This is a genomic window from Streptomyces sp. NPDC107471 (assembly GCF_055582845.1).
Genome location: NZ_JBVJPC010000003.1, coordinates 669704 through 688320, shown reverse-complemented (window position 1 = coordinate 688320; position 18617 = coordinate 669704). Strand labels below are relative to the sequence as shown.

Annotated in this window: 17 protein-coding genes; 4 read left to right on the top strand and 13 right to left on the bottom strand. The window is 71.9% G+C overall.

What is annotated here, in order from left to right; translation table 11 throughout:
- The first annotated feature begins 205 nt into the window (after nt 1–205).
- The 3 genes from ACZ66S_RS12620 (at nt 206) to ACZ66S_RS12610 (ending at nt 3879) form a co-directional block, all read left to right on the top strand.
- On the top strand, nt 206–1483 hold the full coding sequence (locus ACZ66S_RS12620) for an FUSC family protein (protein ID WP_469901487.1): 1278 nt from the start codon (nt 206–208) through the stop codon (nt 1481–1483).
- A gap of 36 nt (nt 1484–1519) precedes the next feature.
- Nucleotides 1520–2542, top strand: coding sequence for a hypothetical protein (locus ACZ66S_RS12615; protein ID WP_469901486.1), 1023 nt, complete (start codon nt 1520–1522; stop codon nt 2540–2542).
- A gap of 92 nt (nt 2543–2634) precedes the next feature.
- Complete coding sequence (locus ACZ66S_RS12610) at nt 2635–3879, top strand: lactonase family protein (protein WP_469901485.1); 1245 nt, start codon at nt 2635–2637, stop codon at nt 3877–3879.
- Here ACZ66S_RS12610 and ACZ66S_RS12605 read toward each other — a convergent pair.
- Nucleotides 3847–4572, bottom strand: coding sequence for a DUF2470 domain-containing protein (locus ACZ66S_RS12605; protein ID WP_469901484.1), 726 nt, complete (start codon nt 4570–4572; stop codon nt 3847–3849). The genes ACZ66S_RS12610 and ACZ66S_RS12605 overlap by 33 nt on opposite strands.
- 89 nt (nt 4573–4661) lie before the next feature.
- The gene (locus tag ACZ66S_RS12600; protein WP_469901483.1) at nt 4662–5270 is read right to left on the bottom strand and encodes a TetR/AcrR family transcriptional regulator; all 609 of its coding nucleotides are present in this window, start codon (nt 5268–5270) and stop codon (nt 4662–4664) included.
- Between the two features lie 107 nt (nt 5271–5377).
- On the opposite strand from ACZ66S_RS12600, the gene ACZ66S_RS12595 reads away from it, so the two are divergent.
- Nucleotides 5378–6892: a cytochrome P450 gene (locus ACZ66S_RS12595; protein WP_469901482.1), complete on the top strand. Its 1515-nt coding sequence runs from the start codon at nt 5378–5380 to the stop codon at nt 6890–6892.
- Here ACZ66S_RS12595 and ACZ66S_RS12590 read toward each other — a convergent pair.
- The 11 genes from ACZ66S_RS12590 to ACZ66S_RS12540 form a co-directional block, all read right to left on the bottom strand.
- Nucleotides 6860–7663, bottom strand: a complete 804-nt coding sequence (locus ACZ66S_RS12590) for a pentapeptide repeat-containing protein (protein ID WP_469901735.1) — start codon at nt 7661–7663, stop codon at nt 6860–6862. The genes ACZ66S_RS12595 and ACZ66S_RS12590 overlap by 33 nt on opposite strands.
- Nucleotides 7664–7755: 92 nt before the next feature.
- Nucleotides 7756–8619: a sigma-70 family RNA polymerase sigma factor family protein gene (locus ACZ66S_RS12585; RefSeq protein ID WP_469901481.1), complete on the bottom strand. Its 864-nt coding sequence runs from the start codon at nt 8617–8619 to the stop codon at nt 7756–7758.
- A 54-nt stretch (nt 8620–8673) separates the two neighbouring features.
- On the bottom strand, nt 8674–9285 hold the full coding sequence (locus tag ACZ66S_RS12580) for an FxLYD domain-containing protein (RefSeq protein ID WP_469901480.1): 612 nt from the start codon (nt 9283–9285) through the stop codon (nt 8674–8676).
- A gap of 111 nt (nt 9286–9396) precedes the next feature.
- On the bottom strand, nt 9397–10698 hold the full coding sequence (locus tag ACZ66S_RS12575) for an alpha/beta fold hydrolase (protein ID WP_469901479.1): 1302 nt from the start codon (nt 10696–10698) through the stop codon (nt 9397–9399).
- Nucleotides 10699–10801: 103 nt separating this feature from the next.
- Nucleotides 10802–11827: a LacI family DNA-binding transcriptional regulator gene (locus ACZ66S_RS12570; RefSeq protein ID WP_469901478.1), complete on the bottom strand. Its 1026-nt coding sequence runs from the start codon at nt 11825–11827 to the stop codon at nt 10802–10804.
- An 81-nt stretch (nt 11828–11908) separates the two neighbouring features.
- Entirely contained in the window at nt 11909–13333 is a 1425-nt protein-coding gene (locus ACZ66S_RS12565; RefSeq protein WP_469901477.1) for a BNR repeat-containing protein, read from the bottom strand.
- 42 nt (nt 13334–13375) lie between these two features.
- Entirely contained in the window at nt 13376–13696 is a 321-nt protein-coding gene (locus ACZ66S_RS12560; RefSeq protein ID WP_469901476.1) for an L-rhamnose mutarotase, read from the bottom strand.
- 17 nt (nt 13697–13713) lie between these two features.
- Nucleotides 13714–14793 carry a rhamnose ABC transporter substrate-binding protein gene (rhaS, locus tag ACZ66S_RS12555; RefSeq protein ID WP_469901475.1) on the bottom strand — a complete coding sequence of 360 codons (1080 nt, stop codon included), beginning with the start codon at nt 14791–14793 and terminating at the stop codon, nt 13714–13716.
- A gap of 55 nt (nt 14794–14848) precedes the next feature.
- A complete protein-coding gene (locus tag ACZ66S_RS12550; RefSeq protein ID WP_469901474.1) occupies nt 14849–15859 on the bottom strand; it encodes an ABC transporter permease in 1011 nt (336 codons plus the stop codon).
- The gene (locus ACZ66S_RS12545; RefSeq protein WP_469901473.1) at nt 15852–16892 is read right to left on the bottom strand and encodes an ABC transporter permease; all 1041 of its coding nucleotides are present in this window, start codon (nt 16890–16892) and stop codon (nt 15852–15854) included. Before ACZ66S_RS12545 ends, ACZ66S_RS12550 begins: the two co-directional genes overlap by 8 nt.
- Nucleotides 16889–18406 (bottom strand): sugar ABC transporter ATP-binding protein, encoded by a 1518-nt coding sequence (locus tag ACZ66S_RS12540; RefSeq protein ID WP_469901472.1) that lies wholly within the window; start codon nt 18404–18406, stop codon nt 16889–16891. Before ACZ66S_RS12540 ends, ACZ66S_RS12545 begins: the two co-directional genes overlap by 4 nt.
- Nucleotides 18407–18617: the final 211 nt, after the last annotated feature.

The following is an 18617-nucleotide window of genomic DNA, read 5'->3' as shown; positions in this document are numbered from 1 at the left end:
TTCGAGGGGCCGTTTCCGGTTCAGCGCTCCACACCTCCCCCCGAGCCGGCCGCGGGGATTCTCCGAGGTGGCGCGGGGTGTCCGCCGTCACTGCCGCGGGTCCTTGCCGTGAACCGGCCGCGCCCCACAATGGGGCACACCGGTGGATCTTCGCATTCCACCGGGAGTGCGGCGGTCGCCTGTATGGAAGGGGAACACACTGAGGATGCGAGAGGTACGCGAGTGGACGGCGCCCCTGACGCAGTTTCTGAAAGCGCGCCGGGACCCCGTGGTCGTGCAGACGCTGCGGTCGGCGGTCGCGGCGACGATCGCGTACGTCATCGCGCTGCGGCTCAGCCCCGAGGCGGCGCCGCTCACGGCTCCCCTGACCGCGCTGCTCGTCGTCCAGGTCACCCTCTACTCCACGCTCACCACCGGCGTCCGCCGGGTGAACTCGGTGGTGACCGGCGTCCTCGTCGCCATCGCCTTCAGTCTGCTGGTGGGTCTGACCTGGTGGAGCCTCGCCCTGCTGATCGTGGCCTCACTGGTGGTCGGACGGCTGGTGCGGGTCGAGGAGTTCGTGCCCGAGGTGGCGATCAGCGCGATGCTGGTGCTCGGGGTGACGACGGTCGGGGACACCGCCTGGGCGCGCGTGGTGGAGACGCTGATCGGCGCGGTCGTCGGCCTCGCCTGCAATCTGCTGCTCGCTCCCCCGGTGTGGGTGGACGAGGCCGGCGAGTCGATCGAGGGGCTGGCCCGCCGGGTGCGGAAGCTGATGCTGCGGATGGGCGAGGAGGCCGCGGGCCGTACGCCCGTGGAGCGGGCGACGGCCCGGCTGTACGAGGCGCGCGAGCTCGACCACGACATCGTGGAGGTGGACGCGGCCCTCAAGCAGGCCGAGGACAGCCTCAAGCTGAACCCCAGGGTGAAGGAGGGCCTGCTGCACCGGGTGGTGCTGCGCACCGGCCTGGACACCCTGGAGATCTGCACGGTCGTGCTGCGGGTCCTCGCGCGCACCCTCACCGACCTCGCCAAGGAACGCGACCCCTTCGCCGACGAGCCGTACGGGAGCGACGAGGAGCAGGTGCCCGACCCGCTGTTCGGGCCGGAGACCGGGCGGACCGTGGAGCAGTTGCTGTCCGAGATCGGTGACGCCGTGGTCAGCTTCGCGGTGCTGGTCACCACCCACGTCAGCGTGAGCGCCGAGTCCGCGGAGGCCCGGCTCACCGCCGAGCTGCGGCAGGCCTCGGCGACCCGCGACAAGCTGGCCCAACTGCTGCTGGAGGAGATCCAGCGGGACTCCCGGCAGTGGCAACTGCACGGGGCGGTGCTCACCGAGGTCAACCGCATCCTCGACGAGCTGGACACCGAGCACCGCTCCCGCCGTCTGCTGGAGGAGCTGGACCGGGCCTCCCGCGAGCAGCGCGAACGGATGCCGCACCTGACCCGCGCGCAGGAACGCTGGCGCCGGAACCGCAGGGCACTCTCCCGTCGTTCCAGGTGACACAGGCACAACGGGACCACCCCAGGGGGCGGAGCGATGACCGACACGAGCGTGCGGATCGACGGGAACACACTGCGGCTGCCGGGCTGTGCCGCGGTGCGGTTCATCCGCACCCTGCGGCTGCCGGAGACGGGCACGCATCCGCTGCCGCCGGGGCTCGGCGAGTTCCCGGTGCGCCGCGTCTCCGACTACCCGGACACCGTGCCGGAGCAGTGGCGGGCCCGGGGCGGGGTCATGCTCCCGGTGTACCTGCGGGAGGCGATGTGGCTGGGCTTCGGGGGCACCACCGAGCCGGCCGCCCTGCAGGTCGGGGTGGGCAAGGTGTGCGCGGTCTCCGGGAAGCCGTGGAGCGACCGGCTCACCCGTGACCCGCAGAACTACGTGGTGCTGCCCCGCCAGCCGTGGCTGGACGGCATCAACTCCGGCAAGGGGACGGTCCGCCAGTTCGTCGCGGTGCCGCTCGGGCTGGGCGCCACCGTCGAGGGACAGGTCACCGGCGAGGAGGTCTGGGGCGGCGTGCAGCTCCAGGCCTTCCCGCTGGTCGAGGAGCGGCTGGCGCAGTGGCGGCAGGCGCAGGAGCGGCTGCGCTCGGCGAGCGGGCCGGCCATGGCCTACGGGGCGGCCGTGCCCATGGCGATGGCCGCGCCGCCCGCTCCGGCGGCCGCGCCCCGCGGCGCCCCCGCGATGGGTCTGGGCGTCGGCGGTTCCATGCGCCAGGAGGTCTACCGGGACGAGCGGCCGCTGTCGGACTGGGCGGACACCCCGGCTGGGCGGGTCTTCGTGCACCTGGTGACACCGCCCGAGTGGCGCCGCATAACCGGCGAGGCTCCCCCGCCGTCGCCCGTGGACCGCGCGGCCTACACCCGGGCGGGGCTGCCCTGGTTCGACTACTACGACCAGGACGCGGAGGATCTCGCCCCGACGGACACGCTGGAGGGCGTGCGGCCGGTGGGCGACTGGCTCGGGGACGACCACGAGCCCTGGCAACCGCCCGCGCCGCAGCAGGTCGAGCCGCTGGGGGACGCGCCGGGCAAGCCGGTCCAGGACGGCGACTGGTAGCGGGTGGCGGGGCTCGGGTTGCACCGGCCCGCCGGTCCGGGTGAAGGTGGCTGTCCAGGTCCGAGACGGTCGATCACCCGGGGTGCACAGGGATGAGCAGTGCGAACGGCGGCTGGAACAGGCGTCGGTTCGTCGGCGCTCTCGCGGGAGCGGGCGCGGGGCTCGTCGGCTGCTCGACGTCGTCGGGACCGTCGTCGGCCGCCACGCCGTCAGGGCCGGCGTCGGGCTCGGCGCCCTCGCGGGCCGCGGGCTCCCCCGGGGCCGCCTCGCCGAGTCCGGCGGGGACTTCGTCCGCACCGGCCCGGAAGCGGCCGCGCCCCCTCTACCTGGGCACCTACACCACCGAGGAGGGCGGCGGCACCGGCATCGGCGTGGCCGCCTACGACGCCGGGACCGGCCGGATCACCGGCACCGGCACGATCACCGGCGTCACCAACCCGTCGTACCTCGCGTCGCACCCCGACGGCCGCACCCTGTACGCGGTGGCCGAGCAGGACGCCGGCGCCGTGACCGCCGTACGCCTGTCCGACCGCAAGGTCCTGGGGAGCCGGAGCACCGGCGGGGCGGCGCCGTGTCATCTGTCGGTGCATCCGGGCGGGCGCTGGCTGCTCAGCGCCAACTACGGCTCCGGCAGCGTGGCCGTGCATCCGATCGACTCCTCGGGAGCGCTCGGCGAGCTCAGGGACTTGGTCACGCATTCCAGTCCGGCCCCCGGGCCCGGCCAGGAGGGTCCGCACGCGCACCAGTTCGTCACGGCTCCCGACGGCGGCCATGTGCTCGCCGTCGACCTGGGCACGGACACCGTCTACAGCTACCGCCTGAACGAACGGACCGGTGCCCTCACCGAGGTCTCCCGGGCCCACACCCGGGCGGGTGCCGGGCCGCGCCACCTCACCTTCCACCCCGGCGGCCGGTACGCCTACCTGGCCAACGAGGCCGACAACACGGTGGCGGTCTGCGCCTGGGACCGCGGCTCCGGCCGGCTGTCCGTCGGGGCGCCGCAGTCCACGGGGACGGGGTCGGGCACCAACTACCCGGCGCAGTTCCTGGTCACCGCCAACGGCTCGTACGCCTATCTCGCCAACCGGGGCCACAACAGCCTCACGCGGTACGCGGTGGAGGCGGACGGCGCCCGGCTGCGGCTGCTCGACACCGTGCCGGTGCACGGCGACTTCCCGCGGCAGATCGCCTTCTCCCCGGACGGCCGCCTGCTCTTCGCCGCCAACCAGAGGTCCGGCACCGTCAGCGTGTTCCGCGTGAACACGGCCAATGGTGACCTGAAGCTCGCGGGCACGCCGTTCGCCTCACCCGTCGCCGTCTGTGCGCTGCCGCTGTAGGGCCCGCGGGCAGGAGGCCGCGCTCGCCTGGGTCAACAGCACGTGCATGCGCTCGGTCAGCCCCGCCACGTCGTCCGCGGGCGCGTGGAAGGGCAGGCGTACGTCGCCGTGGGCGCGGGCGCGCTCGATGCGCAGGGTCAGTCCGTGCCGGTCGACGGCGAGGGGCTGGACCCGGACCGCGCCGTGCAGGCTGTCGGGGTCCACGAGCCGTGTGAGCCGCTCGACCGCGTCGGGGTGACAGTCGGCGAGGTGGGTGAGCAGTCCGGCCTCGGCCGTGGCGAGCGGGTCGGGCGCCGCGGCGGCGAACTCGTCGAGGTCGACGACCACCGCGCCGGACGGCGGGCGCAGCACCACTCGCGTGGCCTCGAACTCCAGTCGGCCGTCGCCGGGGACGAACCAGCCGGCGATCCACAGCCGGGCCCGGATACGGCTGCGCACGGGGACGGGAGCCACGTCGGCGAACTCCAGGACGGCGGACGGTTCGCCGCTGGGCGCGCAGATCGCTGCGGTGAGCAGGGTGCTGTCCTCGGGCACGGACAGCGTCACCCGTCCGTCGTCGGTGACGCTGTGCGCGCCGACGAACTCCTCGCGGCCACCCTCGGCGGTCACCGCGCAGGACCACGAGGCGGCGAGCACCGACCGGGCGTGCTCCGCCGCGGAAGGCGCGGCCGTCCAGGTGTGGCTGTCACCCATCCAGTTCCTCCTAAGGTAAGGCTTGCCTAACTTAGCGAAGATCGGTGACGAAGCCAACCAGGAGGGTGTGACGGACGTGCGAATTCCGGTCAGGGCTGGAGGACGCCGAGCAGGGCCCGCGCGCACAGATCGCGCACCTGCGCACGCGAGAGGGCCGCACCGCGCAGCCACTCCAGGCACACGGCCGTGGTGAAGGCCAGCCAGCCGCGCACGGCCAGTCGGAGGTCGGGGCGCTCCTGGGCCGCCGGGCCGAACTCGGGGTCGGCGGCCAGCGCCGCCAGGATCTGCCGCTCCTGCGCGGCCAGCGCCCGCTGGTAGACCCGGCGCACGGCCTGGTCCCCGGCGGCGTCGGCACGGTGGAAGGCGCGGAAGCCGTGGGCGTGCGCGTGGACGTACTCCAGATACGTGTCCAGCCCCGCCGTGAGCTGTTCGCGCACGGGGATGCCGGGCACGGCCGCGGTCATGGCCAGCATCCGCTCGCTCTCGCGCTCGACGACCGCCGCGAAGAAGTCCCGCTTCGTCGGGAAGTAGTGGTACAGCAGCCCCCGCGAGACACCGGCGATCTCGGCGACCTGCTCGATCCACACGTCGTCGTACGGGCTCTCCGAGAACAGCCTCGCCCCCACCGACAGGAGCTGCTCCCGGCGCTCCCCGGTGCTGAGCCTGCGGCGCGTGCGCTCGCCCTGCTTCCCGGCCATGCCCGCACTTTACTTGACGCCGGTTCAACAACGGGACCAGACTGAACCGCGTTATTGAACCCACGTACAACGCGCTCAACTGCCGCTGGACCAAGGGAGATCTCGTCATGGCGGAGACGACGACGGCCACGCGGCCGACGGGATTCCGCAGCGCCGAGCTGGGCTGGCCCGAACTGCACCGCATCCCGCATCCCCCGCGTCGCGTCCCCCTGCTAGGTGACGTGCTGGGCGTCGACCGGGCCACCCCGCTCCAGGACTCGGTGCGCTTCGCCCGCCGGTTGGGGCCCATCCACCGGCGCCGGGCGTTCAACCGGGAGTTCGTTTTCGTGTCGGGCGCCGAGCTGGTGGCGGACCTGGCGGACGAGTCGCGGTTCGCCAAGCACGTGGGCCTCGGGGTGGCCAATCTGCGGCCGGTCGCCGGCGACGGGCTGTTCACCGCCTACAACCACGAGCCGAACTGGCAGCTCGCGCACGACGTGCTGGCACCCGGCTTCAGCCGGGAGGCGATGGCGGCCTACCACCCGATGATGCTGGCCGTGGCCGGGCGGCTGACGGACCACTGGGACCGCGAACAGGCGGCGGGCCGGTCGGTGGACGTCCCCGGGGACATGACGAAACTGACCCTGGAGACCATCGCCCGCACCGGGTTCGGGCACGACTTCGGCTCCTTCGAGAGGGACCGGCCGCACCCCTTCGTGACCGCGATGGTGGGCACCCTGACCTACGCCCAGCGGCTCAACTCCGTGCCTTTCCCCGCTCTGCTGCGGCGTGCCGCGCGCCGCAACGCGGAGGACATCGCCTATCTCAACCGCATGGTCGACGACCTGGTCCGGGCCCGGCGCGAGACGGGCGGGGACGGTGACCTGCTGGACCGGATGCTGGAGACGGTGCACCCCGAGACCGGTGAGCGGCTGTCGCCGGAGAACGTCCGTCGGCAGGTCATCACCTTCCTGGTGGCCGGCCACGAGACCACCTCGGGCGCGCTGTCCTTCGCCCTGCACTACCTCTCCCGCCACCCCGAGGTCGCCGCACGCGCGCGTGCCGAGGTGGACCGCGTCTGGGGCTCCACCGGGACGCCGGACTACGACCAGGTGGCCAAGCTGCGGTACGTGCGCCGGGTGCTGGACGAGTCGCTGCGGCTGTGGCCGACGGCGCCCGCGTTCGCCCGGGAGGCCGTCGAGGACACCGTGCTGGCCGGGCAGCACCCGATGCGGCGCGGGGCGTGGACTCTGGTGCTCACGCCGATGCTCCAGCGCGACCCCGAGGTGTGGGGCGCCGACGCCGAACGGTTCGATCCCGACCGCTTCGACCCCAAGGCCGTACGCGCGCGGCCCCCGCACGTCTTCAAGCCGTTCGGCACGGGGGCGCGGGCCTGCATCGGGCGCCAGTTCGCGCTGCACGAGGCCACGCTGGTGCTCGGTCTGCTGCTGCGCCGCTACGAGCTGCGGGCCGACCCCGGCTACCGGCTCAGCGTCACCGAGCGGCTGACGCTGATGCCGGAGGGGCTGCGGCTGCACCTGGACCGGCGCACGGTCACCGGCACCCAGGCCGTCCCCGTGCCGGTTCCCGGCGAGGCCCCGGCCGCGGAGTCACGCTGTCCAGTGCACCGGGCGGGTGACTGACCCCGTCAGCCGGGTGCCTGCGCTGCCCCGGGCCGCGTTGAGCTGCGGCTGGGTGAGGAAGAACGCCCCGGTCAGGTCCGCGTCGGTCAGGTCGGCGTCCCGCAGGTCCGCGCCGATCAGATCCGCGCCGCGCAGATCGGCGCCGGTGAGGTCGGCCGCGATGAGGTAGGCGCCGCGCAGACTGGCTCCGCGCAGGTCGGCGCCCTTGAGACGGGCACCCATCAGGTCGGCGCCCCGGCGGTTCTTCTTCTTGCCGCCGACGCCGGCCCGCACCAGGTCGCTGGTCCGCAGCAGCAGGACGTTGACCTCCTGGCGGTGCGCGGGGACGTCCAGTGCGGTGAGCTCCTCGGCGCTGCGACGGGTGAGCGCCTCGGTCCGCTCCAGCATGCGGCGCAGATCGGCGTGGACGGGGCGGGCGGCGGGCAGGGTGAGGGCTTCCTCGAGGTACCAGAGCAGTTCGTGGAGCTGGCGCACCACGGGGAAGACCTCGAACATCCGGCGGGCGTCCGCGGGCGGGCCGGTGCGCCAGTCCCGGCCGCCGAAGGTGACCTGGGAGACCTTCTGCCCGGCGCCGAAGCAGTCGTAGACCGTGCATCCGGTGTAGCCCTCGGTGCGCAGCCTGGCGTGGATGCCGCACCGGTGGTCGTCCCGGAGGTTCGGGCAGGGCTTGCCGGCCGGCTTGTCACGGGCGAAGTCGGCGGAGGCGGCGAAGGGGAGGGCGACACAGCACAGGCCGAAGCACCGCTCGCAGTCGCCGCGCAGGTCGATCATTTGTTCTTGCATCGCCGACCAGCCTAACGGCCCGGCCGGCCGACGAGCCTGACAGGAACTCACCGGTCGGCGCACCGGCCGGGGCCCCCGGGTCAGGGGGTGGCGCCCGGCAGGGCGAGCAGGGCGAGCCGGTCGGGGTCGGCCAGGACGTGCACGGCGACGATCCGTCCCGCGGAGACGGTGACGCCCGCGACCGCGAGGGGGCTGCCCTCGGGCAGGTTGACGATCCCGACCTCGCCGTTGACCAGCGCGAGGCGGGCGCAGTCGGCGAACTGCCGGAACTTCAGGGCCTGTTCGGCCACCGCCCGGGCACCGTGTACCGGGGCGGCCGGTGTCCCGGAGTCGGTGCGCAGCACCACGTCGGGATGGAGCACGGCGACCACGGCGTCCCGGTCCGCCGCCTTGGCGGCCGCCAGGAACGCCTCGACCGCCTCTCGCTGCCGGCCCAGGTCGGTCTCCGCCACTGGCACGGCCGCCCGCACCAGGCGCCGGGCCCGTCCGACGAGCTGCCGGGCCGCGGCCGGAGTGCGTTCCACGATCGGCGCGAGGTCGTCGAGGGGCACGGCGAACATGTCGTGCAGGACGAGCAGGAGGCGTTCGGCGGGCTCCAGTTCCTCCAGCGCCACCAGCAGCGCGAGGCCGGTCGCCTCGGCGTACAGGGCTTCCTGTTCCGGGTCGGCCGGGGCCAGGGGCGCGATCACGGGGTCCGGGACGAAGACGCCCGCGCGGGGTGCGGCGCGGGTGCGCAGCCGGTCGAGGCAGACCCGGCCCACGAGGGCGACCAGCCGGTCGGTCGCGTCGGGGATCCCGCCGGGGTCGCTGCGGCTCAGCCTGCGCCGGGACTCCTCGACCGCCTCCTCGGCCTCGCCCAGCGAACCGAGCATGCGGTAGGCCACCGCCCTGAGGCGCCCACGCTGCTCCTGGAAGCGCTCCGCGAGCAGTTCCGATCCGTTCACGCCGCCCCCGTGTCGTCCGTGAAAGCGAGACGATCACATGATGCCCGGCGCAGGTCAATAACGCTGCGCCTTCGCCAGCTTGGGCGTGAGCACCGGCTCGGCGGGCTTGCGGCTGACGGCGAGGGGCTGCGCCTTCTCCCCCGGCTTCAGGTCCTCGGCGCCGACGTACCGGGTCTCCACCACCTTGCCGTCGGAGTCGAGGAAGTCGACCTGCACGGCGTACGACGCGGTCGCGCCGGACTTGTTGGTGATGGTGACGACGACGGCGAGCAGGCCGCCGGTCTCGGGGCGCGGCTTGCCGGTCATGGTGACCTCGGACAGGGCGTTGCCCCGCCCGTCGACCTTGGCGAGCTCGGCGCGGGCGGCCAGGTTGGCGCGTTCCGTCTCGGCGGAGACGGAGGCCTCGAAGGAGGAGGCGGCCGCCGACGCGGACGCGGCCCGCTCGGAGGCCTTCGCCCGCACCGAGGCCTCGGCGGACGCCAGCGCGGAGGCCGCGCTGCCGGAGAAGGAGGCGGTGTCCGGGGCCGTGGGCCGTTCGGCGGAGACCGACGTGCCGCCGGAGTCGTCGTCGCTGCCGCACGCCGTCAGCGTGAGCGTGCTCGCGGCGGCCAGGGCCACGGCGAGGGCGGCGATCCGGGACCGTCCGTGGGGTGACGGTGTGCTCATCGACTGACGTCCTCTCGACTCCGGCGTCGACTCTTGGCCGAAATGAACCTTATGACGGAATCGAGAGCGGGGCACGTCGTCACCCGGGGGCCGCCGCCCGGGTCCGTGGTGTCAGACCTCGTCGCGGGCCAGGGCGAGCAGCCGGTCCAGGACGCGGGGCCCGCCCGCGCGCACGCCGTCGTGCTCGAACTCGTCCGTCACCCAGGTGCGCAGTCCGCGGATCGCGCGGGCGGTCTCCAGGGAGTGGGCCGTGTCGACGTACATGTCGTCGTGGTAGACGGCGGCGGCGACCGGGACCTCGTTGACGGCGAGGCGGGCCGGGTCGTAGAGGGGCTGCCAGTCGGTGCGGGCGGCGAGGAGCTCGGCCGTCTCGCGCAGCGGCCGCAGGGCCGGGTCGCAGTCGAACAGCCACGGGTGGATGGTCTCGCCCGTGAACAGCAGCGGCTCGTCCCCGGCGAGGGCCTTGGCCGCGTCGAACTGCGGGAACTCGGCGCGCACCCGTTCGGCCGCCCAGGCGGTGGGCCGCTCGTCCTGGCCGTAGATGGCCTCGTGGATAAGGGCGTACAGCGGGTGGGACGCGTACGAGAGGAGGCCCTGGACCTCTTCCTGGAACGCGTCGGACAGCTCGGAGCCGCGCGGGGTGCGGACGAAGGCGTGCTCCAGGAGGTAGTGCAGCCGGTGACTGCCCTCGCTGCCACCGAGCAGGATGCCGAGCGACTGGAAGGCCTCGACGGTCAGCCGGTAGCCGTTCGGCAGGGTCACGTCGTGGGTGAGGAGGTGGTCGGCGACCCGGCGGGCCCGCTCGACGTCCTGCGGATAGCGGGCGTAGTGCGCGGTCACCTTGCGCTCCACGCGCGGGTAGGCGGCCCGGTACACGTCGTCGGCGTGGGCGTCGAGGGAGGGCAGGCCGCCGGTGACGAGGGCGGCGGCGAGGCCCTCGGGGGCGAGGGAGAGGTAGCTCGTGGCGCAGAAGCCGCCGAAGCTCTGGCCGAGGACGGTCCAGGGGGCGCCGCCGGTGACCTCGGCGCGGATCGCCTCGCAGTCGCGGACGATGGAGTCGCCGCGGAAGCGGGTGAGGTAGTCGGCCTGGGCGGCGGCGTCACCGCGCAGGGGCAGGGTCTGCCGGTTGGCGGGGCTGGAGTGGCCGGTGCCGCGCTGGTCGAGCAGGAGCACGCGGTACTCCTTCAGGGCCCGGCCGAACCAGGCCCCCTTGCCGATGAAACGGTTCGCCCCGAAGCCGGGGCCGCCCTGGAGGTAGACCAGCCACGGCAGGTTCTGGCCCGCCTTGTCGCTCGCCACGGCCTCGCGGGCGAAGAGCTCGATCGTCTCCCCGGCCGGGTCGTCGTGGTCGAGGGGGACGGTGAAGCGGCGGTCGGTGAGGACGAGGCCGGGCTGGCGGTAGGTCGCGGTCAACAGGGCTCCCGGGACGGACGGATTCTTCAGGGCGCGTCCCAGTTCAGCACATGTTCGTCCGTCGTCGGACCCCCTCGATCATGAAATCTTACTGACTCCCCGGTCAGCGGGCCGCGAGGCTGGAGCGCCGCACCACCAGTTCGGGCTGGAGCACCACCCGGCGGTGCTCGTGGCGCTTGCCGGTGGTCTCCGCCTCCGTCTCCTCCAGGAGCAGTTCGGCGGCCAGGGCGCCCATCGTGACGGCCGGCTGGCGGACCGAGGTGAGCGGGACGGCCGCCGCGGCGGCGAACTCGATGTCGTCGTAGCCGACGATGGCGAGGTCGTCGGGGACCGTGACCCCCGCCGCGTACATGGCCTGCAGCACGCCGAGGGCGAGCAGGTCGTTGGCGCAGAACACCGCGGTCGGGCGGTCCGCGAGCCCGAGCAGCCGGGCGCCGGCGTCCCGGCCCGCGGCCACGTCGAGCCGTTCGGTGGGCAGCTCGCGCAGGTTCTCGGGGCCCAGGCCCGCCTCGGCGAGCGCGTTCAGGGCGCCGGTGCGGCGGTCGCGGACCTGGTTGAGTCCGGGCGGCCCGCTGACGTAGGCGATGGAGCGGTGCCCCGCGTCCACGAGATGGCGCACGGCCAGCGCGCCGCCCGCGACGTCGTCGACGGAGACCGAGCACTCCGTGGTGCCCTCGGCGACCCGGTCCACGAGGACGAAGGGGATGCCGTGGCGGCGGAAGGAGTCGATGTTGCGGCCGGAGGCGTCGGTCGGGGTGAGCAGGACACCGCGCACCCGCTGCTCGGCGAAGAGGGACAGGTACTCCGCCTCCTCGCTCGCGCTCTGGGCGCTGTTGCAGACCATCACACCGAGGCCGTCCTCGCGGGCGGCCCGCTCGGCGCCGCGCGCGACGTCGACGAAGAAGGGGTTGCCCATGTCGAGGACGAGCAGCCCCATGATCCGGCTGCGCCCCGCGCGCAGTTGGCGCGCTGACTCGCTGCGGACATAGCCGAGCCGGTCTATCGCGGACAGGACGCGCGCCCGGGTCTCGGTGGCGACGGAGTCCGGACGATTGATGACGTTCGAGACCGTGCCGACGGAGACTCCGGCGGCGCGGGCGACGTCCTTGATACCCACCGACTGGGCCATCGGGCAGGGACCTCCAGGGGAGACGAGGGGCGACAGGACGACCTTCACATTATCGTCGAGCCGCCCCCACACCGGTCACGATCAGGCGGGCAACGCGAAGTCGACGACGTGGAGCGCCGAGGGGGTCGTACCGCTCGACTTCTCCTGGTACATGAACGACAGCACGTTGTCCTGGGCGATGCGCGTCTCGTCGACGACGACCTCGCCGAAGGCGTTGAGACCGCTGCCGTCGAAGAGGATCCTCCAGTCGGCGTGGCCGGACGACTTGGAGGCGGCGGCGATCCGGCCGAACGGGAAGACCGCGTAGGCGTTGTCGTACCTGTCCAGGACCAGCTTGGTGCGCTGGCTGGAGCCGAGCACGACGGGGATCTCGGTCTTCTGCCAGGTGCCCGCGGAGTTCTTGCGGACATGGAAGGCGCGGCCGCCCGCGGTGCGGTCGGAGACGTAGTTCGTGGTGCACTGGCCGAAGCGGCCGGGGACGTAGCTGATGATCGCGTGCGGCAGACCGGCCGAGTCCGTGAACTGGCTCTCCTGGTTCATCAGGGAGTGGTCCGGGTTCAGCGCGTCGATCACCAGGCCGGCGTCGGTGACGGCGACCTTGTCGGAGCCGCCGGTGGCGCCGACGACGGTGCCGGCGTTGTTGCGCCAGGTGCGGCCGCGGTCGTCGGAGTAGACGTAGCCGGTGTCGTGGTTGGTGATCCCGCCGCTGCTGCACATCACGGCGCCGTTCTGCTCGCGCCAGGTGAAGAACGAGTGCAGCCGGCCGTTCCGGTCGTAGTCGATGCCGTGCAGGTACATGTTGCGGGCCGTGGAGGAGCCGTGCTCGCTCGTGTAGGTGCCGGTGGAGCTGGACCACTCCCCGAGGTCGGTCCAGGCCGAACCGCCGTACTCCGCCAGGGCGTTGCGGCCGTTGCCGGATATGCCCACCCGGTAGCTGAGCTGGAGCTTGCCGTCCGGGGTGGAGACGAACTGCGGGTAGGTGAACTGCGAGGTCAGGGCGAGTCCGTCCAGGGTCGACTGGGGTGCACCGAATCGGGCGGCGGTCCAGCTCAGCCCGGAGGGGTTGTCCATGAGGCCCGCGACCGACTTGACGTAGGTGAAGCCGTCGCTGTGCGAGTCCATGTTGAGGTGGAGGCGGCCGTCCACCTTGGAGACGCCCATGGAGATGACGTTGTGGGAGTCGCTCGCCTTGAGGGTGTGGCCGACCTGGACGGTGGACCAGGTGCTCCCGCCGAGGACGCGACGGCCGACGACGGCGTTCCTGTCGGCGGTGTACCAGACGGCGTACTGGTAGCCCTTGTAGGTCAGCAGGCCGTTCTTCTGGAACGAGTTGTTGTTCACCAGGCCGTCGTAGGAGACGAAGAAGACCGCCTGGCCGTCGAGCGTGGTGGTCCCGGTGCGGGCGACCGACGGGCCGGGGTCGGCGGCGCGGGCGGTGCCGCCGGTGAGCGCGGAGGTGGACATGGCGGACACGATGGCACCTGCGAGCAGCGTGCGTCGTCTCATGGAGCGGCTCCTGCGGTCCTGAGGGGGCCTTGCGGGAAGGGGTCAGGCGAGGTGGAACACCTCGGTGAGCGGTTTCATCGCCTCGTCCGGGCGGGCCCCGTCCAGCGACTCGAAGAAGGCGCCCATCTCGGCCTGCCAGCGTGCGTTGACCTCGGTGGCTTCCATACCGGCCTTGGCGGCCTCGAAGTCCTCGGTCTCCAGGTAGCCGACGAGCAGGCCGTCGTCTCTCAGGAAGAGCGAGTAGTTGTGCCAGCCGGTGGCCGAGAGTGCTTCCAGCATCTCCGGCCACACGGCGGCGTGGCGTTCGCGGTACTCGGCGAGCTTGTCCTGGCGGACCTTGAGAAGGAAACAGACGCGCTGCATGAAGTACCGCTCCGCTGCTAGAAGTTGAACTGGTCGATGTTCTCGGCGTCGAACACGGTCGGCTTGCCGAGGTTGATCACGCCGTCCTTGCCGATGGTGTACGTGGTGCCGCCGGCCTTGAAGGTCTCGCCCTCCTTGCCGGTGATCTGGCCGGAGACCAGGGCGACGGCGGTCTGGGCGGCCAGCGCGCCGAGCTTCGACGGGTCCCACAGCTCGAACCCGTCGACGGTGCCGTTCTTGACGTACTTGCGCATGTCGTTGGGGGTGCCGAGGCCGGTCAGCTTGACCTTGCCCTTGTACTTGGAGCCGGAGAGGTACTGGGCGGCGGCCTTGATGCCGACGGTGGTCGGGGAGATGATCCCCTTCAGGTTCGGGTACTCCTGGAGCAGGCCCTGGGTCTGCTGGAAGGACTGCTGGGCGTCGTCGTTGCCGTACGCGACCTTGACGAGCTTGATGTTCTTGTACTTGTCCTGCTTGAGCTCGTCCTTCATGAAGTCGATCCAGGTGTTCTGGTTCGTCGCCGTCTGGGCGGCGGACAGGATCGCGATCTCGCCCTTGTAGCCGATCTGCTCGGCGAGCAACTGCACCTCGGTGCGGCCGAGGTCCTCGGCGGAGGCCTGCGAGACGAAGGCGTTGCGGCACTCCGGCTTGGTGTCGGAGTCGTAGGTGACGACCTTGATGTCGTTCGACATGGCCTGCTTGAGGGCGGTGCACAGGGCGCCCGGGTCCTGCGCGGACACGGCCATCGCGTTCACCTGCTGCTGGGTGAGCGTGTTGACGTAGGAGACCTGCCCGGCGGTGTCGGTGGCGCTGGACGGACCGACCTCCTTGTACTTCGAGCCCAGCTCCGTCAGGGCCGCCTCGCCGCCCTTGTCGGCGGAGGTGAAGTACGGGTTGTTGACCTGCTTGGGCAGGAACCCGACGGTCAGGCCCTTCTTGGTGGCCGCGTTCGGGTCGGCCTTGGCGGTGGAGGCCGCCGAGGCGCCCTCGTCCTGCACGTCCTTCTTCGTGGTGCCGCCGCACGCGGTGAGCGCGAGGGCGAGGGAGGTGCCGGCGGCGAGCGCCGCGCAGGTACGGCGGAGGGATGACTTGCGCATGACGGATCTTCCTTACGAGGGTGAGCGGATACGAGGTTTCCTGGGGCGCCCGGGCCTAGCCGGCCGGGGTGGGCGCCTTGGACGCCGGTGTCGAGGCGGCTCGGCGGCCGGCCCTCGCAACCGAGATCTGCCGTGCGACCCGCGGGCCGAGCACGGAGAGGACGAGCAGAACGCCGGTGACGACGATCTGCGACTGGGCGGAGACGTCCTGGAGGCTCATCACGTTCTGGAGCGCGCCGAGGAGGAAGACTCCCGCGATCGCGCCGCCGAGCGTGCCCTTGCCGCCGTCGAAGTCGATGCCGCCCAGCAGCACGGCCGCCACGACGGAGAGTTCGAGTCCCGTGGCGTTGTCGTAGCGGGCGCTGGCGTAGTGCAGCGCCCAGAAGATGCCGGTGAGGGAGGCCATCAGGCCGGTCACCGTGAACAGGATGAGCTTCTGGCGCTTGACCCGGATGCCGGCGAACCGCGCCGCCTCCTCGCTGGCGCCGGTCGCGAACACCGACCGTCCGAACGGCGTGGCGTGCAGGACGACCACGGCGATCCCGAGCAGGACGAGGAAGGGCAGGAAGGCCTGCGGGACGAAGGTGTCGCCGATCCGGCCCGCCGCGAAGTCCAGGTACTGGGTGGGGAAGTCGGTGACCGCGTCGGAGCCCAGCACGATCTGTGCGATGCCCCGGTAGGCGGCGAGGGTGCCGATGGTGACGGCGAGGGAGGGCAGGCCGAGCCGGGTGACGAGCAGGCCGTTGACCAGCCCGCAGACCACGCCGAGCAGCAGGCAGATCGGGATGATCACCTCGATCGTCAGGCCCTGGTTCCACAGGGCGCCCATCACCGCGCCGGACAGGCCGGCCGTGGAGGCGACCGAGAGGTCGATCTCGCCGGACACCACGAGCATGGTCATGGGCAGGGCGATCAGCGCGATCGGCAGGGTGTTGCCGATCAGGAACGACAGGTTCAGCGCGTTGCCGAAGCCGTCGACGGTGCCGAAGGAGAGCAGCAGGACGACGATCAGGAGCGTGCCGACGACCGTGTCCCAGCGGATCGCGCGGCTGAGGGACTCAGGCATGGCGGGCGTTCCTCTTCTTCAGGGCGGAGGCCACGCGGAGCGCGACGACCCGGTCGACCGCGATGGCGAGGATGAGCAGGATGCCGTTGATGGCGAGCACCCAGACCGAGCTGACGCCGAGGGCGGGCAGCACGCTGTTGATGGAGGTCAGCAGCAGGGCGCCGAGGGCGGCGCCGTAGACGCTGCCGGAACCGCCGGTGAAGACCACGCCGCCGACCACGACCGCGCTGACGACGGTCAGTTCGTAGCCGTTGCCGGTCCCGGAGTCGACGTTGCCGAACCGGGCCAGGTACATCGCGCCGGCGAGGCCCGCGAGGCCGCCGCAGAACGTGTACGCGGCCAGGATCCGCTTGCGCACCGGGATGCCCGCGAGCCGTGCGGCCTCGGGGTTGGAGCCGAGCGCGTACAGCTCGCGTCCGCTGCCGAAGTGCTTGAGGTAGTAGGCGGTGGCGACGAGGACCGCCAGCGCGATCAGGGCCAGCCACGGCACCGCGGAGATTCCTCCGGAGCCGAAGTCGACGAAGCTGTCCGGGAGGTCGGCCGCGGTGATCTGGCGGGAGCCGACCCAGATGGAGTCGATGCCCCGGATGATGTAGAGCGTGCCGAGGGTCACCACGAGCGCGGGCACCTGACCGAGGCTGACGAGCAGGCCGTTGAGGAGGCCGAAGCCGACGCCGAGCAGGATCGCGAGCACGATCGCCACGACGGGGTTGCCGCCGCCGTGCAGGTAGGTGCCGGCGGCGAAGGCGCTGATTCCGAGGGTGGAGCCGACCGAGAGGTCGACGTTCCTCGTGATGACGACCAGCGACTGTCCGGTGGCGACGAGCACCAGGATCGTGGCGTTCAGCAGCAGGTCCTTGATGCCCTGCTCGGTGAGGAAGTCGCTGTTCCCGATCTGGGTGACCACGATCATCACCAGGAAGACGACCAGGATGGCCAGCTCGCGCATCTTGAAGACGCGGTCGACCAGGCGGGTGCCGCTGGACTTGGGTACGTCGGTCACGGGGGCCTGGTTGGGAGTCGTCACCGTCATGCGGCGGCCCTCCCGGTGGCTGCGGCCATCACGGTTTCCTCGGTGGCGTCGGAGCGCGGGATCTCTGCGGTGAGGCGGCCCTCGTGCATCACGAGCACGCGGTCGGCCATGCCGAGGATCTCGGGCAGGTCGGAGGAGATCATCAGGATGGCCACCCCGTCGGCGGCCAGTTCGCTCAGCAGCCGGTGCACCTCGGCCTTGGTGCCGACGTCGATGCCGCGGGTCGGCTCGTCGACGATGAGCACCTTGGGGCCGGTGGCCAGCCACTTGGCGAGGACGACCTTCTGCTGGTTGCCGCCGGACAGCGTGTTGACGGTGTCGGCGATCCGGGCGTACTTCACCTGGAGCTTGACGGCCCAGTCGAGGGAGCGGCTGCGTTCGGCGCCGCGGTCCATCAGACCGGCCTTGACGGTCGTCCGCAGTCCGGTGAGGCCGATGTTGCGCTCGATGGACATGTCCATCACGAGGCCCTGGGCGCGCCGGTCCTCGGGGACCAGCGCGAGACCCGCGGCCATCGCCGTGGAGGGCGCACCGTTGACCAGCGCCTTCCCGCCCACCGAGACCTCTCCGGCGTCCCAGCGGTCGATGCCGAACACCGCTCGCGCGACTTCCGTGCGGCCCGCTCCGACGAGGCCCGCGAGGCCGACGATCTCGCCCTGCCTGACCTCGAACGAGACGTCGGTGAAAACACCCTCCCGGGTCAGCCGACGCACCGTGAGCGCGACCTCGCCGGGGCGTACGTCCTGCTTGGGGTAGAGCTCTTCGAGGTCCCGGCCGACCATGCGGCGGACCAGGTCGTCCTCGGTCATGCCGTCGATCGGCTCGCTGGAGATCCAGGCGCCGTCGCGCAGGGTGGTGACCGTCTGGCAGATCTGGAAGATCTCCTCCAGGCGGTGCGAGATGAACAGCACCGCGGCGCCCTGCTCCCGCAGCGCCTTGACGACGCCGAAGAGGCGGGCCACCTCGCTGCCGGTCAGGGCCGCCGTGGGCTCGTCCATGATCAGGACGCGGGCCTCGAAGGACAGCGCCTTGGCGATCTCGACGATCTGCTGGTCGGCGATGGACAGGCCGCGCGCCGGACGGTCAGGGTCGAGCTCGACCCCGAGGCGCTGCATCAGCGCCAGGGTCGCGGCGTGGGTGGCCTTGTGGTCGATCCGGCCGAGGGCGCGCCGCGGCTGGCGGCCCATGAAGATGTTCTCGGCGATCGACAGGTCGGGGAAGAGCGTGGGCTCCTGGTAGATGACGGCGATACCGGCGTCGCGGGCGTCACCGGGGCCGTGGAAGACGACCGGCTGACCGTCGAGCAGTACCTGGCCGGTGTCCGGCCGGTGCACTCCCGCGAGGGTCTTGATGAGGGTCGACTTGCCCGCGCCGTTCTCGCCGGCGAGGGCGTGTACCTCCCCGGGAAACAGCTCCAGGGAGACGTCCCGCAGGGCGCGAACCGCGCCGAAGGACTTCGAGATGTCCCTGAGCGCGAGAACCGGGGCCGGACCCGTGGTGGACGGGTGGGTCATTGGGGGCTCCTCGACGACGCCGGCGGGACGGCCCTCACGGCGTCGTGAAAGGTTTCAACTTGGTTGCCGGGACGTTAGGCATGGAGCGCATGTCACGTCAATGGGTTCGTGTCGAAAAACTTTCGATGAACTCAGGTCACAGAGGGGTCACGGGCAACAGCCTTGGCCGCAGGGGTTGACACTCCTGCGAGGTCCCCATACTTTCCCGTCT